The sequence below is a fragment of the Mannheimia sp. USDA-ARS-USMARC-1261 genome (assembly GCF_000521605.1).
Lineage (GTDB): Bacteria > Pseudomonadota > Gammaproteobacteria > Enterobacterales > Pasteurellaceae > Mannheimia > Mannheimia indoligenes.
In genome coordinates this window covers 504502-524571 of record NZ_CP006942.1, presented here as the reverse complement: position 1 = coordinate 524571, position 20070 = coordinate 504502, and the positions used below count along the sequence as shown (strand labels likewise).

The 20070-nt window shown below is 41.2% G+C and carries 21 protein-coding genes, 1 pseudogene and 1 riboswitch; of the genes and pseudogenes, 8 read left to right on the top strand and 14 right to left on the bottom strand.

The genetic code is table 11. The annotated features are described in order from the left end of the window. Positions 1–167 precede the first annotated feature (167 nt). Positions 168–1526 (top strand): NtaA/DmoA family FMN-dependent monooxygenase, encoded by a 1359-nt coding sequence (locus X781_RS02615; protein ID WP_025235424.1) that lies wholly within the window; start codon positions 168–170, stop codon positions 1524–1526. A gap of 42 nt (positions 1527–1568) precedes the next feature. Here the strand turns inward: X781_RS02615 and X781_RS02610 are convergent, their stop codons facing one another. From X781_RS02610 to X781_RS02585, 6 genes are all read right to left on the bottom strand, one after another. Further along, positions 1569–1802: a PrpF domain-containing protein gene (locus X781_RS02610; RefSeq protein WP_025235423.1), complete on the bottom strand. Its 234-nt coding sequence runs from the start codon at positions 1800–1802 to the stop codon at positions 1569–1571. 5 nt (positions 1803–1807) lie between these two features. Continuing rightward, the gene (locus X781_RS02605) at positions 1808–2140 is read right to left on the bottom strand and encodes a type II toxin-antitoxin system death-on-curing family toxin (protein ID WP_038643871.1); all 333 of its coding nucleotides are present in this window, start codon (positions 2138–2140) and stop codon (positions 1808–1810) included. 70 nt (positions 2141–2210) lie between these two features. Beyond that, on the bottom strand, positions 2211–2381 hold the full coding sequence (locus X781_RS02600) for a hypothetical protein (protein ID WP_025235422.1): 171 nt from the start codon (positions 2379–2381) through the stop codon (positions 2211–2213). An 83-nt stretch (positions 2382–2464) separates the two neighbouring features. After that, positions 2465–3046: a hypothetical protein gene (locus X781_RS02595; RefSeq protein WP_025235421.1), complete on the bottom strand. Its 582-nt coding sequence runs from the start codon at positions 3044–3046 to the stop codon at positions 2465–2467. Further along, the gene (locus X781_RS02590) at positions 3043–3813 is read right to left on the bottom strand and encodes a GTPase domain-containing protein (protein WP_025235420.1); all 771 of its coding nucleotides are present in this window, start codon (positions 3811–3813) and stop codon (positions 3043–3045) included. Before X781_RS02590 ends, X781_RS02595 begins: the two co-directional genes overlap by 4 nt. A gap of 87 nt (positions 3814–3900) precedes the next feature. Continuing rightward, a complete protein-coding gene (locus X781_RS02585) occupies positions 3901–4227 on the bottom strand; it encodes a hypothetical protein (RefSeq protein WP_025235419.1) in 327 nt (108 codons plus the stop codon). Between the two features lie 158 nt (positions 4228–4385). Between X781_RS02585 and X781_RS02580 the strand changes: the two are divergent. After that, positions 4386–5334, top strand: a pseudogene (locus X781_RS02580) (NAD(P)H-dependent flavin oxidoreductase). Positions 5335–5424: 90 nt separating this feature from the next. Here X781_RS02580 and X781_RS02575 read toward each other — a convergent pair. The 8 genes from X781_RS02575 to nrfA form a co-directional block, all read right to left on the bottom strand. After that, a complete protein-coding gene (locus tag X781_RS02575) occupies positions 5425–6192 on the bottom strand; it encodes a TPR domain-containing protein (RefSeq protein ID WP_025235418.1) in 768 nt (255 codons plus the stop codon). Between the two features lie 11 nt (positions 6193–6203). Next, positions 6204–6635, bottom strand: a complete 432-nt coding sequence (nrfF, locus tag X781_RS02570; RefSeq protein WP_025235417.1) for a heme lyase NrfEFG subunit NrfF — start codon at positions 6633–6635, stop codon at positions 6204–6206. 3 nt (positions 6636–6638) lie between these two features. Next, positions 6639–7172 carry a redoxin family protein gene (locus X781_RS02565; RefSeq protein ID WP_025235416.1) on the bottom strand — a complete coding sequence of 178 codons (534 nt, stop codon included), beginning with the start codon at positions 7170–7172 and terminating at the stop codon, positions 6639–6641. Further along, positions 7169–9073, bottom strand: a complete 1905-nt coding sequence (nrfE, locus tag X781_RS02560; protein ID WP_025235415.1) for a heme lyase NrfEFG subunit NrfE — start codon at positions 9071–9073, stop codon at positions 7169–7171. Before nrfE ends, X781_RS02565 begins: the two co-directional genes overlap by 4 nt. A gap of 136 nt (positions 9074–9209) precedes the next feature. Beyond that, positions 9210–10178 carry a cytochrome c nitrite reductase subunit NrfD gene (nrfD, locus tag X781_RS02555; RefSeq protein WP_025235414.1) on the bottom strand — a complete coding sequence of 323 codons (969 nt, stop codon included), beginning with the start codon at positions 10176–10178 and terminating at the stop codon, positions 9210–9212. Next, the gene (gene nrfC, locus X781_RS02550) at positions 10178–10855 is read right to left on the bottom strand and encodes a cytochrome c nitrite reductase Fe-S protein (RefSeq protein WP_025235413.1); all 678 of its coding nucleotides are present in this window, start codon (positions 10853–10855) and stop codon (positions 10178–10180) included. Before nrfC ends, nrfD begins: the two co-directional genes overlap by 1 nt. Further along, complete coding sequence (nrfB, locus tag X781_RS02545) at positions 10855–11511, bottom strand: cytochrome c nitrite reductase pentaheme subunit (RefSeq protein WP_025235412.1); 657 nt, start codon at positions 11509–11511, stop codon at positions 10855–10857. The genes nrfC and nrfB overlap by 1 nt, the downstream gene beginning before the upstream one ends. A gap of 19 nt (positions 11512–11530) precedes the next feature. Then, positions 11531–13015 carry an ammonia-forming nitrite reductase cytochrome c552 subunit gene (gene nrfA, locus X781_RS02540; protein WP_025235411.1) on the bottom strand — a complete coding sequence of 495 codons (1485 nt, stop codon included), beginning with the start codon at positions 13013–13015 and terminating at the stop codon, positions 11531–11533. 340 nt (positions 13016–13355) lie between these two features. Between nrfA and ilvG the strand changes: the two genes are divergently transcribed. The 6 genes from ilvG to X781_RS02510 all read left to right on the top strand — a co-directional run bounded on the left by ilvG (position 13356) and on the right by X781_RS02510 (position 20028). Then, complete coding sequence (ilvG, locus tag X781_RS02535; RefSeq protein WP_025235410.1) at positions 13356–15008, top strand: acetolactate synthase 2 catalytic subunit; 1653 nt, start codon at positions 13356–13358, stop codon at positions 15006–15008. Between the two features lie 8 nt (positions 15009–15016). Then, on the top strand, positions 15017–15235 hold the full coding sequence (gene ilvM, locus X781_RS02530) for an acetolactate synthase 2 small subunit (RefSeq protein ID WP_025235409.1): 219 nt from the start codon (positions 15017–15019) through the stop codon (positions 15233–15235). Between the two features lie 210 nt (positions 15236–15445). Next, positions 15446–15919 (top strand): anaerobic ribonucleoside-triphosphate reductase activating protein, encoded by a 474-nt coding sequence (nrdG, locus tag X781_RS02525; protein ID WP_025235408.1) that lies wholly within the window; start codon positions 15446–15448, stop codon positions 15917–15919. Further along, on the top strand, positions 15916–17697 hold the full coding sequence (gene nrdD / locus X781_RS02520; RefSeq protein WP_025235407.1) for an anaerobic ribonucleoside-triphosphate reductase: 1782 nt from the start codon (positions 15916–15918) through the stop codon (positions 17695–17697). Before nrdG ends, nrdD begins: the two co-directional genes overlap by 4 nt. A 46-nt stretch (positions 17698–17743) precedes the next feature. Next, a riboswitch (TPP riboswitch) is annotated at positions 17744–17847 on the top strand. A 56-nt stretch (positions 17848–17903) separates the two neighbouring features. Then, the gene (thiM, locus tag X781_RS02515; RefSeq protein WP_025235406.1) at positions 17904–18722 is read left to right on the top strand and encodes a hydroxyethylthiazole kinase; all 819 of its coding nucleotides are present in this window, start codon (positions 17904–17906) and stop codon (positions 18720–18722) included. Beyond that, entirely contained in the window at positions 18715–20028 is a 1314-nt protein-coding gene (locus tag X781_RS02510; RefSeq protein WP_025235405.1) for an MFS transporter, read from the top strand. The genes thiM and X781_RS02510 overlap by 8 nt, the downstream gene beginning before the upstream one ends. Positions 20029–20070: the final 42 nt, after the last annotated feature.

Sequence of the window (20070 nt, the reverse complement as noted above, 5' to 3'; positions counted from 1 at the left end):
GTTGAAAGGCAAGCGGTGTTTTTTTTATTGAAATTTTGCAAAATATTTTCAGACGGCTTAAATCATTCATCTTTCCATTTTTAAAAACCAAATTCCATTTTTCGCCATTCAATTATCAATAATAAAATTCTATAATATCCCCATATTTTTTAATGGGAGAACCCAAAATGACCGACTATCTTGACAATTCAACCAAAAAAATCAAACTCGCCCTGCAACTGGTTTCGGGCTATGCGTCCGAATTTCAATCGTGGCGATTGCCCGAGAGCCACGAAAAAGCCTATAACGACATTGATTTTTATGTGGAAATGGCAAAAACGGCTGAACAAGGCAAAATCCACACCCTATTTATCGCTGACACGCCGTCCTTTGGTGGGGCTGGCGGTGGCACGGACATTGCCACTCGCTCGCCTGCTTTTCCGCTTGAACCAATGGTAATGCTCTCTGCCGTTGCCTACGCCACACAAAAAATCGGAATGGTGGCAACTTTTTCAACCACTTACAACCTGCCTTATAACCTTGCCCGTCAATTAAAAACGCTGGACACCTTATCTAAAGGGCGTGTGGGCTGGAATGCCGTTACCACAGGCACGCCTTTTACCGCTTATAATTTTGGCGACAAGCCCTTGCCCGACACCGCCACACGCTACGAAATGGCACACGAAATGGTGGAAGCGGTGCAAACTTTGTGGGGGACTTTTGGCGAAAATGCCTACATCACCGACAAAGCCACAGGGCAATTTGCCGATATGAGCCAGATTAAACCAGCGGGTTACAAAGGCAAACATTATCAAGTCAAAGGGGCGTTGCCCATTCCAGCCACACCGCAAGGACAACCGCCCATTTTTCAGGCAGGCCCAAGCCCAGAAGGCATTGAGCTGGCAGGACGATTTGCCAGTGGCGTGTATGCCAATCCGTTTAGCATTGAAGAAGCCCGTGCCTATCGCAATGTGTTAAAACAAAGTGCAATGGCACACGGTCGTAACCCTGATGAAATCAATATGTTTAGCGGATTTATGTTTACCATTGGCGACACTTATGAAGATGCACTCGCTCGCAGAATGCAACTCATTGACTTTATGAGCGATGATGAATTTTATGGGCAAATTCGCTATTTATCGGCGATGATAGGCGTGAATTTGCACGGTTTGGATTTGAATGAACCCTTGCCAATAGCCCTACAAAATCAGGCGACACCGCACCCCAATGACCCCCGTTCGCCCCGTGCGGTGGAGCTGATTAAACAAGGAATGTCGCCCAAAGAAGTGCTTGCCAATGGCGTGATTAACTATCACCCTGTGGTGGTGGGGACGGCTGTTGATGTGGCGGATTTTATGGAAGAATGGTTTAAAGCGGGGACGACAGACGGCTTTTCGCTTACCCCTGACAGCCAAATGGGCGTGCGTGAGTTTGTGGAAAAAGTCGTGCCGATTTTGCAGGAGCGGGGGATTTATCATTTGGATTATGAAGGCGATACGCTAAGGGAGCATTTGGGCGTACCGTATCAGTATGGGTTGAAAGGTTAAAGGAAAGGGAAATACCGCTTGGGGAAAGGCAAGCGGTGTTTTTTATTGGAATTTTGGAAAATGGGTTTTTGGGCTGGCTGCAAACTTTGAGAAATGAATCGCTCCCAGTCCGTCAATTTGCTTGCCGTAAGAGGCAGGGCTGCCCACGACACGGAGCAAAAATGCGTCCCGTGCCTGCCCTGCCACCTGGCAAGGCTTTGGCAAATCAGCCAAATTAAAAAATGTGCCTTTTGATGTGCCACCACGCATATAAGTGGCGAGGATTGGGGTTTGCATTTTGGTTATTCCTTTTGTGGGTTTGTGCTACTTACATATTGATGATATAAAATATCCGCAAATTCACTTTCGGACAATTCGCCAATGACCAAATCACGCATTGCATCCGCCATTAAAATATGGTCTATCGTAATTTCATAATCATTAAGCGATAAATATTCTAAGGCAACCACCAATCCTGTGCGTTTATTGGCATCAGATAAAGCGTGAGCCATTGCAATGCTATTAGCATATTTACTGGCAATTTCAAACACATCATTTAACCCTTCATACAAAATCGCATTATTAATCCGAGATAATGCTCCTTGTAATTTGCCAATATCCGCTTGTCCTTTCATGCCTTTTCAGTAGAAAGAATATAGGCGTTAATTTCAATAACTCGTTCAAATGGAAAACAAATAATTTCCATTACATATCCGCCAAGCGTTTAAAGGTTTCTTTATGCGTTCGTAATACCAATTTGGTTTCAGATTTAATAATATGTTGCCCTTGTTCGCCTGTTAAATCCAGCTTTTTGGTTGCAGGGATTTTTGGGCGGTTAGTTTGGCTAATACCATATTTTGAAAGTTTGTTGCTCATAAAATTGTCCTTTGGGTGTAGATACCTATTATGCATCCTTTTGGGATTGGGGTTTTAATGGTGCGTGGTACGGCACCTTACTTTTATCGGTTAATCATTAGAATTGTTATTAAGCAACTTAGAAACAAAATTGCGAATACTATCAATCTTTTCTTTCTGTCTTTTTTTTTAGGCATCCAATCGTGTTTATCTGTGATTTGATATAAGTTTTCACTAGAAAATGTTGTTAAATGTTTATTGTTATCAATATTTTTTAGCATAATTTTTACAGGGTCATAAATGGATGAATTTTCATCCAAAAATTCATCAAAATATTTATTTTCTATTTCAGGAAAATTTTCTGTTTTAATTGGCGGAATGGAATATTTTTCATTTTGAGAAAATATTTGTAAATTTGTCAAATAGACAATTCTATTATCTTTATCAGTCCCTGCAATAATAGATAGAGATAATAAATTTTGACCATTATTCATTCTTGCATATTCAGCAAAAATAAATTTCTCACCAATATGCTTAGTAATAAGCTCTTGTGGTATACCCAAAATAATTGCTTTGGGTATTTCAGTTACATCAATCAACTCAGTTAAACTAGCAATTCTATCTCCGTCTGTGGATATAGAATTACTATTTTGTTCTCTATCAGGAAAAATCCATATATTTTTCATTTATTTTTTCCTTCATTCTCATATATATCGCACAAGACATTATTAAAAAAATGTTCAAATAAATAAGTATCGGTCATACTCATATAATGCACACTATTTATGCGATTTGCTTTGCTTTGACCTAGTATTTTTTTGTACATAGACTGTATATTTGAAATGTAATCTTTTTCCGAAAATAAATTATCAATTTCTTCCAAATCATCTTCTTTAATGATTGTATCAATTTTATTTAATAAAATATGAATGGTTGATGTCTCCTTGAATTTTGACATATTTTCGGATAACCATTTAAAATCAGATTTCAATCTAGCCAAATAAACATCATCATTATTTTCAATCTTTTGAATGTCAATTAAATAGAAAATAATATCTGCTTTGCTTGCAATGTCAAGCCAATAGCGGTCTCTTGCATCAATTTCGCCACTCGTGTTTGTAGAGTTTTTGCATTTAAATTCAATAGTTTCACTATAATCAGCGTGGGATAATTTATAGCGAAAAGTGAAATTCTTAACTTTTTCATTTGCACGAGTTTGGTTGTAATCCGTACTCACTTCAACACCACACAAACGATTGAATAAGCTATTTTTTCCACTTGCAGTCGCCCCCAAAATGGCAATATTCTTACCATTCCACCAATTTTTAACTTGTTTAAACAGTTGTGGGCTTTTTTCAAGAAGTTCGGGGATTTTCTTCAAAACTCCAGTCTTGGCTAAAACATCAAAAAGAATTTTTGCATACTTCATTTTTTTACCTGTATCTTTACTCATTAACATACACCTTATTTGGTTGATTTAATTGAGCCAACAAGATAAATCTACCACAAAATTGCCTTGTCTTACACAATTTATAAATTTTTAGCTATCTAAAAATTTACTCGCAAACTCCCTTAACACGCCCCCCGCCTTATAAGTTCTCACATCGCTATCACTGTCTAGGCGACATAACACAGGCACGGTTTCAATCTCGCCATTTTTGCGTTTAATGACAAGCTCTAATTCACAGCGAGCCGAGATTTCCCCTTGTACCGCATAAATTTCCGTACCGTCCAATTTTAGCGTATGGCGATTTTGACCGCCCACAAATTGCAGTGGCAACACACCCATTCCCACAAGGTTGGTGCGATGAATGCGTTCAAAGCCTTCTGCGACAATCACTTTTGCACAAGAGAGCTCTAATGACAAGCGGTGTTTTTTTATTGAAATTTTGCAAAATTAATTTCAGGCAGCCTGAAAACCTATCTTTCCATTTTTAAAAACCAACTTTCCAAAAATCGCCATTCAATTGCCAATTATAAAATTTTATAATACCCCCATTCCATTTATTTTAAAGAGAAAATTTTATGAACCGCATCACCCAAATCTTAAACATCAAACACCCCATTGTCCAAGCCCCAATGTCGTGGCTGACGGACGCTCATCTGGTGGCGAGCGTGGCGGACGCTGGCGGACTGGGCTTTTTAGCCCCACACGCAGGGCAAACGACCAACCCCACTTCCAACGAAGTGGGTTTTGGAGCGTATGCGTAACGAAATCCGCAAGGTTAAAGCCTTGACCAATAAGCCTTTTGGCGTGCCGTTTATGTTGTCGTATGATTTTTCGCTGATTCCCTTAATGGTGGATTTGTTTATTGAAGAAGGCGTACCTGTGGTGCTGGACAACGGCTGGCTTGACCCCGAGATTTACGCCAAACTCAAAAACGCGGGCATTAAAATCATCTGCCGTTTGCCCAATCCCAATTTGGCGGACGCTTTAAAAGCCCAAGCATTAGGGGCGGATATTTTGGTGCTGACGGGCTTTGACGAAGGTGGCACTTTGCCGATGAAAGAAGTGGGCAGTTTTAATGTCTTGGCGGAATTTGTCGGTAAAGTGGATTTACCGATTATGCTGGCGGGCGGGATTGCCGATAAAAAAGCAGTGCAAGCAAGTCTGGCACTTGGGGCGGAAGGCGTGTGGGTTGGCACGGCATTTATCGCCACAACTGAATGCCGTAGTCATCAAAAAGTCAAAGAATGGATTGTCAATTCAACGGCTAATGATTTGTTATTGTTCCGCACCGAGCCGTATTATTACCGCTCTTTGCCAACACAGCTTGCCAAAAAATGCTTTGAAATGAGCGAAAATGGGGCAACTCGCTCTGAAATCGCCAAAGTGATGAACGCAGGTACAGGAATGCGTTTGGGTATGCTGGAAGGCGATTTTGACAATGGTTATGTGTCGGTCGGCAATGGCATTTCACAAATTGATAGAATTAAAACCGTGAAAGAATTGATTGATGAGTTGATGGGTTAAATTGGCAAAATCCAACACCGTTTAAATGGGAATTTGAGCGGTGTTTTTCGCTCGCCATTTACACATACCCTAGAAAAATACCACTTACACTTATTTTTCCTGCTGTCCTTCCAACATCTGACTTGCCATTTCCATACTTTGAATAATCGCTCGGCGGTTAATCGCATCATTGTTGCTATCTAGCACTTTCCGCCAGTAATCAAGTGCTTGTTGGTAGTTATTATTTAGAAAGCCGTCCGAAGCCCGTAGCAATAAACTAGCACTTTCATTTTTATCTAAACTCAAAGCTTCATCAATAATTGCGTTGATTTCTACGGTCATTTTCTGTCCGTTATCGTAATAGCGGGCGGTGGCAATTGCTCCTAAAATGGCAGCTTTTTTACCAAGTAGTTTTTGAGCATTGTCGTAGCAAACTAAGGCGGAGTCGAAGTCATTGCTTAACACATAAGCCTGCCCTAATTCATACCACAGGTCTCCACTATTGGGATTTTCTCTTAGCTGATTTTGTAGACTGATAATGTAGCGTTCATTTTTTGATGTGCCGTGCTGTTCGCTTACTTGTTGCTGGAAATCTTTGTGGACTTTCAAGCCTTCTTGTACAACTTGATAACGCCCTGAGAAAGCATAGTAAGCAGTTCCTAACAATAAAATTGCGATAAGTGAAAGCATTGCCATTTTAGCAAGCGGTCGATTTTTAACGTTATTTTGCAACTCATTTTTTTCAAATTGAGCCTTCTCAAATTGGTAACGCTGCTCTGCCTCACGCTCATACTCTTGCTTCACATCCTCTGCAAAATATTGAGCAAATTTGACCGCCTGTTGATAATTTTCTCTGCTTAATTGATCACGGGTTTCCATTGAATTTACTCTTATTTGGTTCTATTTTTTCGAGTTCGCCATAAAATCGCAATAAACAATAAGCCGAACAATCCAACCGGTAAGCCCCAGAGCACCCACGTTTGTGGTGTAAGCGGTGGCTGGTAATTCACAAAATTGCCGAAACGTTCGGTCATAATGCGGATAATTTCCTCATTACTTTTGCCTTCATTTACCATTTCATACACTTCAATCCGCAAGTTATAGGCGGCAGTTGCGTTTGATTCCACCAAATTTTGGTTTTGGCATTGTAAGCAACGTAAAGAGCGAGCAAGTGAAATCGCCCTTACTCGGTCTGATTCGTTTTTGAATTGGAAAGTATCTACCATATCCGCTTGGGCGGTATTAATGCAAACACTCATCGCAAATACAAGCGGTAAAATTTTGGCAATTTTTTGCAAAAGTGAAAATAGGTTATTTATCATTCACTATTTTTCCTTCCTAAGAGCCTCTAATCTTGGCATAAAATCTTGGGCGAAATCCGGGTTGTAGCCTTTTTGTTGATAACGTACCACGCCGTGTCGATCAATTAAATAGCTCGATGGGGCTGATGAAACTTTAAGCGTTTGAATTAAATAGCCTTTTTCATAATCATCAATAATCAAGCTAAATGGGTTTCCCCAGTTTTGTAACGCTTTAAGAGCATCATTTGGGCGGTCGCTATAGGTTAAACCGACAATTGGCACACCTTGCTGTTTGAGTTCTAATAAAATAGGAAATTCTTTAATACACCAAGTACACCAACTTGCCCAAACGTTGAGAATATAAGGCTCTTGAGGCAAGCTGTTGTTATTTAAATGAGCATTGCCATCAAGTAAGTTTTTGCCCACAAATTCAGGGAAAGGCTTGCCCTGCCAGTCTTCGGTTGGTGAAAGTGCATCTTTATTCATTAACGGCACGGCAAGAAAGCCCACAATCATTACAAGTATCAAAATAGGAATAAGTAACAGTGCTTTTTTCATTTTTTATGTTCTCTACGATAGCCGAATAATGCCAAAATGGAGGCAATAATCATAATAATACCACCCAGCCAAAGGGCTTGCACATAAGGCTTGTAATGCAGGCGGAAAGCGTATTCTAAATTACCGAATTTATCGCCCATAACAATGTAAATATCGTCTAAATAGTGGTGATAAAGCCCGACCTCTGCCATCGTCATCGTACGCACATCGTAATAACGTCTTTCAGGCGTTACTGTTGCAAGCACTTTCTCATCTTTACTAATTGAAAATACGGCTTGTTCTGAGGTGTAATTTGGACCAATTAAATCGTGATAATCTTGATATTTGAAGGTAAAACCCGCTAATTCCGCCTGTTCATTTGGTTTTAAACGCACGCCGATTTCATCGCCATAATAGCTGTTCATCATCGCTCCAATCACGCAGATCGCAAAGCCGATGTGGGCTAATCGCATTGCAAGCGGTTTTATTTTGAACATAAATGGCAAATAAGGGATATGGGTTAAAATAATCCATACCGCGAAACTGATGAACACAATTGGCAGTAGCACGAAATCAAAATGCGGTCTTTGTGAAATAGAGGTGTAAATTATGCCGAGAGCCAAGCCTACTGCCACAAGGAATAACCATAATTTTACTAAAATCTGTTTAGTTGGGATCTGTTTCCAGCGTAGCACTACTGCAAATCCCATCACTACCATTAGCAGTAAACTAAGCGGAGCAAAAACACTATTGAAATATGGAGCACCAACCGAGATCGATCCCCAATTCATTATGGTAAAGATCATCGGATAAAATGTACCTAACAATACGACACAAGCCGCTACACTAAATAAGCCGTTAATCAGTAGGAATGCAGTTTCTTTCGAGAGCAAATCAAAACGAACTTTGCCTTGCCATAAATTCGCTCGAAAGGCGAAAAGGGCTAATGCAACGAAACTGAGGCTAAAAAAGAGGATAAGAATTGCCATTCCTCTGTCAGGATCAACCGCAAAAGCGTGAACAGATGTTAAAACCCCAGAGCGAACAATAAAAGTGCCTAATAAACTTAGAGCGAAAGCGAAGATGGCAAGTAAAATTGTCCAGTAGTAGAACACGCCTCGTTGTTGGCTCACAATCAAACTGTGCACTAATGCTGTGCCTAATAACCAAGGCATTAATGAGGCATTTTCAACAGGATCCCAGAACCACCAGCCACCCCAGCCGAGTTCATAATAAGCCCACCAAGCCCCTAAAATAATGCCTGCAGTAAGGAAACCCCACGAAATCATCGTCCACGGGCGGATCCAACGCATTACTGCCACGTCCATTCCACCGGAAATTAAGGCAGCGACAATCATCGCAAAGCTAACCGCAAAGCCTACATAGCCTAAGTAAAGTAGCGGAGGGTGGAAGATTAAACCAATATCTTGCAACATTGGATTGAGATCTCGCCCTTCCGGTGGAGGTGGAAAGCCTCGCTCGAATGGGCTAGAAACTAACAAAATGAAAAGCAAGAAACCAAGCGAAATCAGCCCCAGCATTACCAAAGTTCGATTGGCAAACAAGCGGTCAATTTTTTGCGAAAATTTGCAAAATACCGCAGACCAAAGCACAAGAGCAGTAAGCCAAAACAGCATTGAGCCCTCGTGTCCGCCCCAAGTAGCAGCAAATTTAAAGAAATCAGGAAGTTGGCTATTGGAATGGGCTGCGACATAGATAACAGAAAAGTCATCTATCAAAAAAGCATAGGCTAAAGCAGAAAAGGAAATTGTGGTAAAAGTAGCTTGCAAATAAGTAAACAAAGGCGATAACGCTAGCCAATGGTATTGCTTGCGTAGCTCTCCCCAAAGTGAAAAACCAATTTGAAAAACCGCTGAAATTGCAGCCAATAAAAGTGAAAAATAGCCCAGTTCAGGTAGCATAATAAATCCCAAAAATGACCGCTTGTGAAGGTAAAATAGGACGAAAATAGATGTTTAATTAAATTCCCATCTTTAGCAAAGAGGGGGGCTATATTAGCCCCCACCCTATTGCTTAAATAATGTTTTAGCTTATCGCTTAGCTTGCAACCGTAAGTTGCCCTGCATAGAGGATAAAGTAACGTAAGCAGAGTACACCGATTAAGTCGAAAATAGAAATTAAAATAATAAATTTCACATTATGTTTCAAGCGGTGGCTACCAAAAATATTTGCCGTTAATGGAATAGCGATACCAATTAACATTACGCCGATCCAGAATACGCTACCCCAGAAGCCTGAAAGTGCATTTGTTAAAGCAAGTGATTTATCTGCCCCACCGAAGTGTAAGCCCACGAAGAATGCCACAATTAAACCTAATTCAGTTACCATAATCGGCACTTCAAATTTGTGCATAAAGTGGACTTCGTGGCTTTCCCCCGATAATTTACCGGCAATTAATACCATCAGGAATGTTGCCGCAATACCTGAAGATGCACCGGATGCTAAGAATAGTGCCGGTAACACAGGGTTGTTTAACATCGGATAGCTGACTAAGGCTGATAGTAGGAAGCCTGTGTAAGCCCCTAATACCGCCGCTAACACGAATAAGATAAATTCAATCGGTTTTAACAGTTTTGCTTCGGCAAAATCGATCCAACCTAAAGCAAATTTAAACATTGGTAGGTAGCGGCTAATAAAGCAGGCTAACCAATCTTTAAACATAATTGCAATCCAAACAACGAGAACTGCCATATAAAGTTGGAATAACATCACCCCCATCGACATTACCGATGAAAAGTTGTAGTTGAACATTAATTTCCAGAATGTCCAAGGTTTGGTCAAGTGGAAAATTAGCAACAACAAACCAATGATGGTTGGTAATGTACCAAGAATTGCCGCACTGCGAATAATCCAGTTTTGGCTTGGTTTTTCGATTTTTACACCGCTATTACGGTAAGCAATCGCTAACTGTACCGCACCTGATGAAATACCAAGTAGAAATAAATAGATAGCGATGGTGCCGTCCCAAACAAGGTTTGGGGTTTGGAAAGGTACATATTCATTCATTATCTATGTTCTCCTTTACCAAATGGAATGTGATACAAGTTCGGCTCTGTACCGAGCGATGTTTTCGTGCGATAAACAGGGTTGTTTTTCACTTTGTGGAAAATATCGCTGGTTGGATCGTTCATATCACCGAAGGTTAATGCTTTGGTTGGGCAGGCTTCAACACAAGCAGGTTGTTTGCCCTCAGCCAAGTTGGTGTCACGACAGAAGTTACATTTATCTGCCGATTTTTTCTCTGGGTGAATGAAACGTACACGGTACGGACACACCGCAATACAATATTGACAACCCACACATAAATCTGAATGAACATCCACAATCCCCGTTTCCGGATCAACAAACGATGCACCTGTCGGGCAAACACTTACGCAAGGTGCGTTAGTACAATGTTGGCAAGATTGACGGAAAAACTCATACTGTACATTTGGGAATTCGCCAAACGGCTCGCTACGGATAATTTCTAATCGAGAAACACCTTCCGGCACTTTGTTTGTAGTACGGCAAGCGTCCATACACGCAGTACAACCGATACAAGAGGTTTCATCGTGTACCATCGCATAGCGAATTTTCTTTTGTTCTTTCTCAGTAGCAAGAGTTACTGAGGTAGCAAGCCCGGTGCTTGCTACGACAGCTATAGCACCTGCCCCTGAGACGAAATCTCTACGGGTGCAAGTCATTATTTTATTCCTTTTGCTTCTGTGGCTTTCATTTCAGGATTTTTAAATTCTCCTGAATGAATTTTAGTATGACAATCTGTACAAAGTTTAATACGATCTTTTTCAGGAATGTCTTTCATCGGATCTTTTTCCGGGTGAATTTCATGACAGTTCGTACAAGTAATTTTTGTTGCGTGTGTGTCGTGAGCCCAGAATTTTTCACGCAATTTCTCTGGTGTATGGCAAGCTACACAAACTTGATTTTGCTCATTAATAGAACGCTCAAGATCTACATTACTTGCTTTACCGTGAGGGTTAAAACGCATTACGTCTTTTACCCCTTTACGATGGCTTTCAGAGATATTCCCGTGGCAACTCACACAGGTAAGTTGCTCGCCTGTATTTGGACTTTTCACATCTTTTTGGAAATGTTTTCCTGCGTGATGGAAAGGCTTACCTGTTGCATTCGCTGTTTCGTGACATTGCGTACAGTATTTGTTTGGATCACGGCGAGCATCTTGAGCAATTTGTGAATTATCCGCTTGTTCAGATTGCCAAAGTGGTTTTGGCGGAGCCGGCATTTCTGCACTAGCGGTTGAAATTGCAAAAAAACTTGCAAATGCGACCGCTTGTAGGAGGGCGATTCTTCGCCCTGCTTTTGAGATTAAATTTTTCATAGTATCACCTCAAGCTACATTATTTTGCATCTGCTTTTGGTGCGTCTTCTGCAGGCAATAAGCCTTTAGCACGAGCTTCTTTTTCCCATTGTGGCACAACTGTTTTTAAGAATTCATCTTTCGCAGCTTGCTCTTTAGGAATATCTAAGCCAATCGCTAATTGTGCTTTCTCTTTGGTTGAGATGTCTGGAATTGCAACCGGAGTGGTCACGCCGTGTTTCGCTAATACTACACCTAACTCTGCACGAGCATCTGCTGCACGGTCAATACCGGTTGCGATAGTACGTAGCATAACATCTGGTGCGTGGAAGTGGTTACCGTGACCTGCTGCTGAGTAGTCCCAACGCCATTGAGCGTGACGGATTGCAGTTAAAATATCTTTCATTTCAACTTCTGTTGCACCGGCTTCCCAAGCCGCTTTCGCTTCGAAGTGAGCTTTCACTAATTGATCTTCTAAACGAATCATCGCTTCTTTCACATCGTGTTTGTATTGTTTCACACGTTTTTCAAGTGTTTCTTTGCTTTGCTCGTGGCAAGTTTTACAAGTCGCTTCAAAGTTATCGAACGGATTACCGATTTTGTGTTCGGTGTAAACTTTTCCGTCTTTATCTTTCACTTTTGGCATATGGCAGTCAATACAAGTCACTCCGTTTTTACCGTGTGTACCTTGAGCCCAAACTTCGAAGTCAGGGTGTTGGGTTTTTAACATTGGTGCTTTAGATAAGGCGTGTGTCCAGTCGGCAAAGTTGATTTCATCGTAGTATTTTTCGATGCTATCTACATCAATACCGTTTTTCCAAGGGAAAGTTACGTCTGTTTTATTTTTGAAGTAGTATTCCACGTGGCAGTTTGCACACACGGCTGGACGTTGTCCGTGCTTGTCTAAGTCTTCAAATTTCCAACCAATGGTATTTAACGCACGCAATACGTGAGGACGTGCAACACGAAGTGCTGCTTTACCTTCTTTAAACTCTTCTGAAGCTGTATCGTGGCAGTCTGCACAACCAATTGAGTTTACGACTTCTGAACCATATTTTGCCCATTTAGGGTCAAAATAACCACGCTCACCTTTTTCTTCAATTAAGCGAGCAACATCCGGACCTTTACAGGTCCAACAAGCTGAAGGCTGTGGACCGTCGTTTTCATCTTTAGGTGCCCCGGTACGCAAAATATCACGCACATCGGTAACCGCATAGTAATGCCCACGTGGTTTGTTATAATCTTTAGAGAACGCATAGCCTGCCCATAAAATCACATAACGTGGGTCATACTCTAACGCACTACCACGGTCGGTTGATTGAGAAGTCGCTTTCCAAGAGTTATACTGGAGCGGATATTTCTCTGCAAAAAGGTGGTTTGCAGACTCAACCGTTACGCCTAATTTTTCGTGTTTAACGGCTTTATCTGTTAAAGACTCTTTTTTTGCTTCTTCTGCTAAAGCCGGTTGTAAACACCCCAATATTGAAATTGCAGCCACCATTAGGCTTTTCGTGAATAATTTCATTTTGGTTCTCCCACTCAGGTAAAAAATTATTAAATATAAATAAGAATTTTTCCTATTACATTAATAAGAAAATTCTAATAATTCATTAAAGAGAATATGAAATTTAAATCAACTCTACTATCTCAAAGTGAATATTTTTTGAATTAAATCAAGAAAATTCCGCAAAATACCCCTTAAGGGTTAAAGCCTTTTACAGCCTAAATAAAAACGACTTTTATTTGCTTAAATTATAGATAAAATCAATTCTTACTTTAGTCAAAATTAAAGTTTAAAAAATAGTGAATTTGTGGTATCTATAACATTTTTAACAAATAATAAAAAATGCGAAGGACACAACATAATGAATGGTGCAAGATTTATTACTGAGAGCCTAAAAGCTCACGGTGTAACTCATCTTTTTGGCTATCCGGGCGGAGCAATAATGCCAACCTACGATGCCATATATGATTCGGGCTTAGAGCATCTTCTCTGCCGAAATGAGCAAGGTGCTGCAATGGCAGCTATTGGTTACGCTCGCTCAACAGGAAAAGTGGGCGTTTGCATTGCTACCTCAGGACCGGGAGCGACCAATTTAATTACCGGATTAGGTGATGCAGCACTAGATTCTATTCCTATCGTTGCAATTACCGGGCAGGTTGCAAGCCATTTAATAGGTACAGACGCCTTCCAAGAAGCAGACGTTCTCGGGTTGTCGCTCGGCTGTACTAAGCACAGTTTTATCGTTCAAAGTATTGAAGAACTACCTGAGATTTTAGCCCTTGCGTTCCAAATTGCTCAAAGTGGCAGACCGGGTCCTGTATTAGTTGATATTCCGCGAGATGTTCAATTAGCTCCTATTAATGCTCAGCCCATTGTTTATACGAAAGAGAAAGCCCCTACACAAAATGCAGAGAAACTAGCTGAAGCCAAAAAACTATTATCAGAAGCTAAACGCCCTGTACTTTACGTTGGCGGAGGCGTAGGAATGGCTGACGGTGTACAAGCGGTCAGAAATTTTGTAAAAATTGCAAATATTCCTTCTGTTTCCACACTAAAAGGATTAGGCACTATCGAACCAACCGATCCGCTTTATATGGGTATGATTGGTATGCACGGCACAAAAGCCGCTAACTATGCCGTGCAAGAGTGCGATTTACTCATAGCCTGCGGTGCTCGTTTTGACGATCGTGTAACCGGTAAATTAGACACTTTTGCTCCTCACGCAAAAGTCATTCATATTGATATTGATAATGCTGAAATTAACAAGCTACGACAAGCTCAAATTGCCCTACAAGGCAGCCTCATAGAAGCAATTAATTATTTAGCTCAACCGTTAGACATTGATGCTTGGCGTGAAGATGTACGTAATTTAAAACAGCAATTTGACTTCCAATATCAAGAAAATAGCGGTAATGGTGATATCAATGCGGTTGCGTTATTACATACCTTGTCTAACCGTAAAGCAAAAAACAGTGTCGTAACAACCGATGTTGGTCAGCACCAAATGTGGTCGGCACAACATTTAACTTATACCGATCCGAAAAACTACATTACCTCAGCAGGCTTCGGCTCAATGGGCTTTGGCTTGCCTGCTGCAATCGGAGCTCAAGTTGCTCGCCCTGAAGATCAAGTCATTGTTATTACAGGCGATGGCTCAATTTTAATGAACATTCAAGAACTTGGTACTATCAAGCGTGGTAAGCTGCCGGTAAAAATTTTGTTGCTGGATAACCAACGTTTAGGAATGGTTCGCCAATGGCAATCTCTGTTCTTCCACGGTCGCCACAGCCAAACAATTTTAGACGACAACCCGGATTTCGTAATGCTTGCTAAAGCCTTTGATATTGAGGGCGAACGCATTGAAAAGGCTTGCGAAGTTTCGGACGGAATTGACCGCTTGTTAAATGCCAAAGGGGCGTATTTACTTCACGTTTGCATTCCACAAGAAGATAACGTCTGGCCTCTCGTGCCACCAGGTGCTTGTAATGCGGATATGCTGGACGATGATGTGTAGGAGGAAAAATGCAAGAATATCAATTAACCTTAAAAGCCAACAAACGCCCGGAAACTTTAGAGCGTATTTTAAGAGTGATCCGTCATCGTGGTTTTGAAGTAAAAAGTTTGAAGGTTGAAGCAAATAATGCAACATTTGAATTAGAATTGACTTTAGTAAGCCAACGCCAGATTTCACTTTTAACCCATCAATTAGAAAAACTGTTTGATGTTATAGAGATCAATTAGTCAAACTTTTCAAGACCGTGTGTTTTCTACACGGTCTTTTTTTCGCCAAAAATTTACAATTCTCTATCTTTTTGATTTTATTCACATCTTCAAATTTCAACCTATTTTTCTTATTTTTTGCTCTTTACTTTTTAAACCCAACAGATCTAACATACTATATATAGTGTTAAATAATGTTAAAAAACACAACATATTGTGTTAATAATAAAAATGGAAAACCTCAGATTCAGTTCAGAACAAATTGTTTGGCAAGAAGTGCCGAATGAAACTTCACTGGCTTTTCTCATTACAGGCTGTCCGCTTGGCTGTAAAGGCTGCCATAGTGTAGAGAGTTGGAAAGCCTGTGAGGGAAAAGAGCTAACGCTTGATTATCTCAATGAACGCCTAAAACGCTATCAAGGTTTAATTAGTTGCGTGCTATTTATGGGGGGTGAATGGCAAGCGGAAACATTACTCTCTTTATTAAAACGTTGTAAGCAAAAAAAGCTACAAACTTGCCTCTACACAGGCTTAGAGCGGCACGAAGTTCCTCCCTGTTTGCTGACTGAATTAACTTACTTAAAAACAGGTCGTTGGATTGCCGAGCAAGGCGGATTAAACAGCCTGACCACCAACCAACGTTTTATTGATTTACGCAATAATGAAAATCTAAACTACTTATTTATCAAAGGAGCAATGCTATGATTCGCTTAGAAGCGAAACAAATTTCAGAAAAATTAGCTTTTATTGACCACTACATTCAAGCCCAAAATGCGGCTGATGGCTCAAAAATGGACGCTAACGCCAACGTAACACAAAAAAATATTGCCACAATGGAAAACGAGCTGATGAAAGATTTTTTTGTGCAAATTAATCGAGCAAAAATCAACGAAAAAATTGCAAAACTTTTTGATAAAGAGACCGCTTGCGAATACTTACGCCAAATTGAAGCACACGAAATTTACGTTCACGATGAAACCAGCCTCAAACCTTATTGTGTATCGGTTACAATGTATCCGTTTTTGCGTGATGGCTTAACCAAACTGGGGGGCGAATCCAAAGCTCCAAAACATCTGGCTTCTTTTTGTGGCTCTTTTGTCAATTTTGTTTTTGCGGTTAGTTCACAATTTGCAGGGGCAGTCGCTACAGTTGAGTTTTTAACTTACTTTGACTACTTCGCCCGTAAAGATTATGGTGATAACTACCTGGAAACCCATCGTTCCGACATTGAAAATCACCTCCAACAAGTGGTCTACAGCATTAACCAACCTGCCGCCGCACGAGGCTATCAAAGCGTATTTTGGAATATTTCGGTTTACGATAAATTCTATTTTGAGGCAATGTTCGGTAACTTTGTGTTCCCTGATTTTGAAAAGCCCTGCTGGGAAACCACCGCTAAATTGCAACTTTTCTTTATGCAGTGGTTTAACAAAGAACGTAGCAAAGCCATTCTTACGTTCCCTGTAGTAACTGCCGCAATGCTAACTGAACAAGGTAAATGCAAAGATGACGAATTTGCCAACCAAATGGCAAATGAACTGGCACAAGGTAATTCCTTTTTTATTTATCAGTCGGATAACCCTGACTCCCTCGCTTCTTGCTGCCGTTTACGCAATGAAATCAGTGATCACACCTTCTCTTACTCACTCGGTGCTGGCGGTGTAGCAACAGGTTCGATAAATGTGATTACGATTAATATGAACCGTTTAGTGCAAGATAAGCGTGATTTGAGCTCAGAAGTCAGCAAGATCCATAAATATCAATATGCTTACCGAAAATTGATGGAGGAATATTTAGCCAACGGGATGCTGCCTGTTTATGATGCTGGATTTATTTCGTTAGATAAACAATTCCTCACCATCGGCATTAACGGTATGGCAGAGGCTGCTGAATCTCAAGGCTTGAAAGTAGGCTACAATCCTGAATATATTGAATTTGTGCAATCTCGCTTAAAAACGATTTTTGAGGCAAACCAAGCTGCCAGCCAACAATATGGTGTGAAGTTCAACACTGAATTTGTGCCTGCCGAAAATTTAGGGGTAAAAAATGCGAAATGGGATAAAGCAGACGGCTATTTCGTGCCTCGTGATTGCTACAACTCCTATTTCTATGTGGTAGAAGATGAAGAAACTAACGCTCTCGATAAATTCTTACTGCACGGCAAAGAGCTAATTGAATGGCTAGATGGTGGTTCAGCCTTGCATTTAAACCTCGATGAAGCCTTAACTGCTAACGGCTATCGTTCACTATTAGACACCGCCGCTAAAACAGGCTGCAACTATTTCTGCATTAACGTCAAAATCACGATTTGCAACGAATGTAGCCATATCGACAAACGCACTTTACATAGCTGCTCTCAATGCGGCTCGCAAAATATTGACTACGGCACAAGGGTTATCGGCTACTTAAAACGGGTTTCCGCCTTTAGTTCCGCCCGCCAAAAAGAACATAGCTTGCGGTTTTATCATCGAGAAGCGGCTTAACGTTTAAGGTACTTTACAACCCTTTTCTAAAGTTTTATATTGAGCTCTCATTTAGTCGGGGTGCTTGTTTACTCAAATAAAGCAAGCTGAGAAATACCCGTTGAACCTGATGCAGTTAGCACTGACGTAGGAAACTAAAGGCTTAAAACCGATCTATTCCCGTTCGTGTTGGTGCATTGTTTTTTCAATACAATGAGGAATAAACGATGACCACATCTCCCCCATTTCAATCAATCTATTTGCAAAAAATCCGGCAAAATCGACCGCTTGTTCATAATATTACCAACATTGTTGCCGCCAACTTTTCCGCCAATGGTTTATTGGCTCTCGGGGCTTCACCCATTATGGCGACTGCCATTGAGGAGATGGAAGCTGTGCCTCAATTAAGTTCGGCTGTGGTAATTAATATCGGCACATTAATCGGCAAAGAAGTGGAAGCAATGGTGCTTGCCGGTAAAGCGGCAAACCGTTTAGGCATTCCTGTAATTCTTGACCCTGTCGGCGTTGGAGCAACATCTTTTCGCCGCCAAACGGTTGAAATCTTGCTTAACGAAATCCAATTCACCGCCATTCGAGGCAATGCAGGAGAACTTGCCACCCTCGCAGGCGTAAAATGGCAAGCTAAAGGTGTTGATGCTGGCGAAGGCTCGCATAGCCTTGTGGAAATCGCTCAACAAGTTGCTAAACGTTATAAAACCTTAGTTGCCATTAGTGGCGAAACCGATGTAGTAAGCGATGGCTTACGCACTGCGTTACTTAAAAACGGCAGCCCAATGTTCCCACAAATTACCGCTTCAGGCTGTTTATTAAGTGCCGTGTGCGGTGCATTTTTAGCCGTTGCTGAGAAAAAACGCTATTTCAACGTACTGGTTGAGGCTTGTACCGCTTATGCCGTTGCCGGTGAAGTTGCGGCAAAATCACTCAAACCAACCCAATACGGGCAATTTGCAGTCAATCTTTTAGATGAATTAGGGGCTTTAATACCGGAAACGGTTGAGCAATATGCGGAGGTGGAATATGTCTAGCCTACAATCGAGTCCGACAAAAGTTGCCTTTGCCTCAATGGTTGGCACGGCAATTGAATACTTTGATAACTATATCTACACAATGGCTGCAGTACTGGTATTTAACGTGCAGTTTTTCAATAGTGATGACCCTGTTTCCAATCAATTAATGTCGCTTTCCATTCTTGCCCTTGCCTTTTTCACTCGCCCGATGGGGTCGATCATTTTCGGGCATTTCGGCGATAAATATGGACGTAAACAAACCCTTATTGCCTCGCTTTTATTGATGGGCTTATCCACAGTAGCGATTGGTTTACTGCCAAACTATGCCGCTATTGGTATTTGGGCAACGGTACTGCTCTGCTTATGCCGTATCGGGCAAGGTTTGGGCTTAGGGGGAGAATGGGGCGGAGCTGCATTAGTCGCCACCGAACACGCCCCCAAAAACAAGCGGGCATTTTTTGGTATTTTTCCGCAAATGGGAGCTCCTATCGGCTTGCTATTAGCCAATGGGGCATTCTACTTAGTTAATCTCATTTATGGCGAACAAGCTTTTCTGGATTGGGCGTGGCGAATTCCGTTTATTGCTTCTATTGTGATGATTTTTATCGGCTTATATATCCGCATAAAAATTAGCGAAAGCCCGATTTTCCTCAAGGCAGAACAACAAGGAAAAAACCGCCACACGCCACTTAAAACACTCTTTAGCAAGCATTTCAAGCCATTTATGATCGGCGTATTAATTGCCACCGCAGGCTATGTGCTATTCTACATTTTAGTTGCCTTTACTCCGATTTTCGTAAAAAGCCCTGTTGCGGTGTCTAAAGCAGGCTACGCCACAGGTTTGGGCTTGCCGGCAAATCTCTACACCCAATATTTGCTGATCACATCCGTGATTTTCGGGATCGCCATTTTCTTCTCAGGCTTATATTCCGACCGCATCGGTCGCCGTTTATTACTACTCATCGCCACAGGGGCAACCGTAATTTACGGCTTAATAATGCCATTTTTCCTAGAAAACGGCACACCAACCTCAATCTTTATTTTCTTAACCATCGGAATGATCTTAATAGGCTTAAGTTTTGGACCAATGGCAGTCATTCTACCCGAACTTTTTCCAACAGAAGTACGATACACAGGAGCCTCCCTTGCCTACACCGCAGCAGGTATTTTAGGGGCGAGTGTATTTACCATTATTGCGGTTAAAATTAACGAAAACTTCGGCTTATTTGGGGTTGGAGGTTATTTATCTGTCGCCTCATTGTTAAGCTTTTGGGCATTGTGGCAGGTTCACGAAACCAAAGATTTGGAATTGGCGGAGATTTAACTGAAATAAATTAGGCGGAGCTTGCGTCCGCCTAACTATACT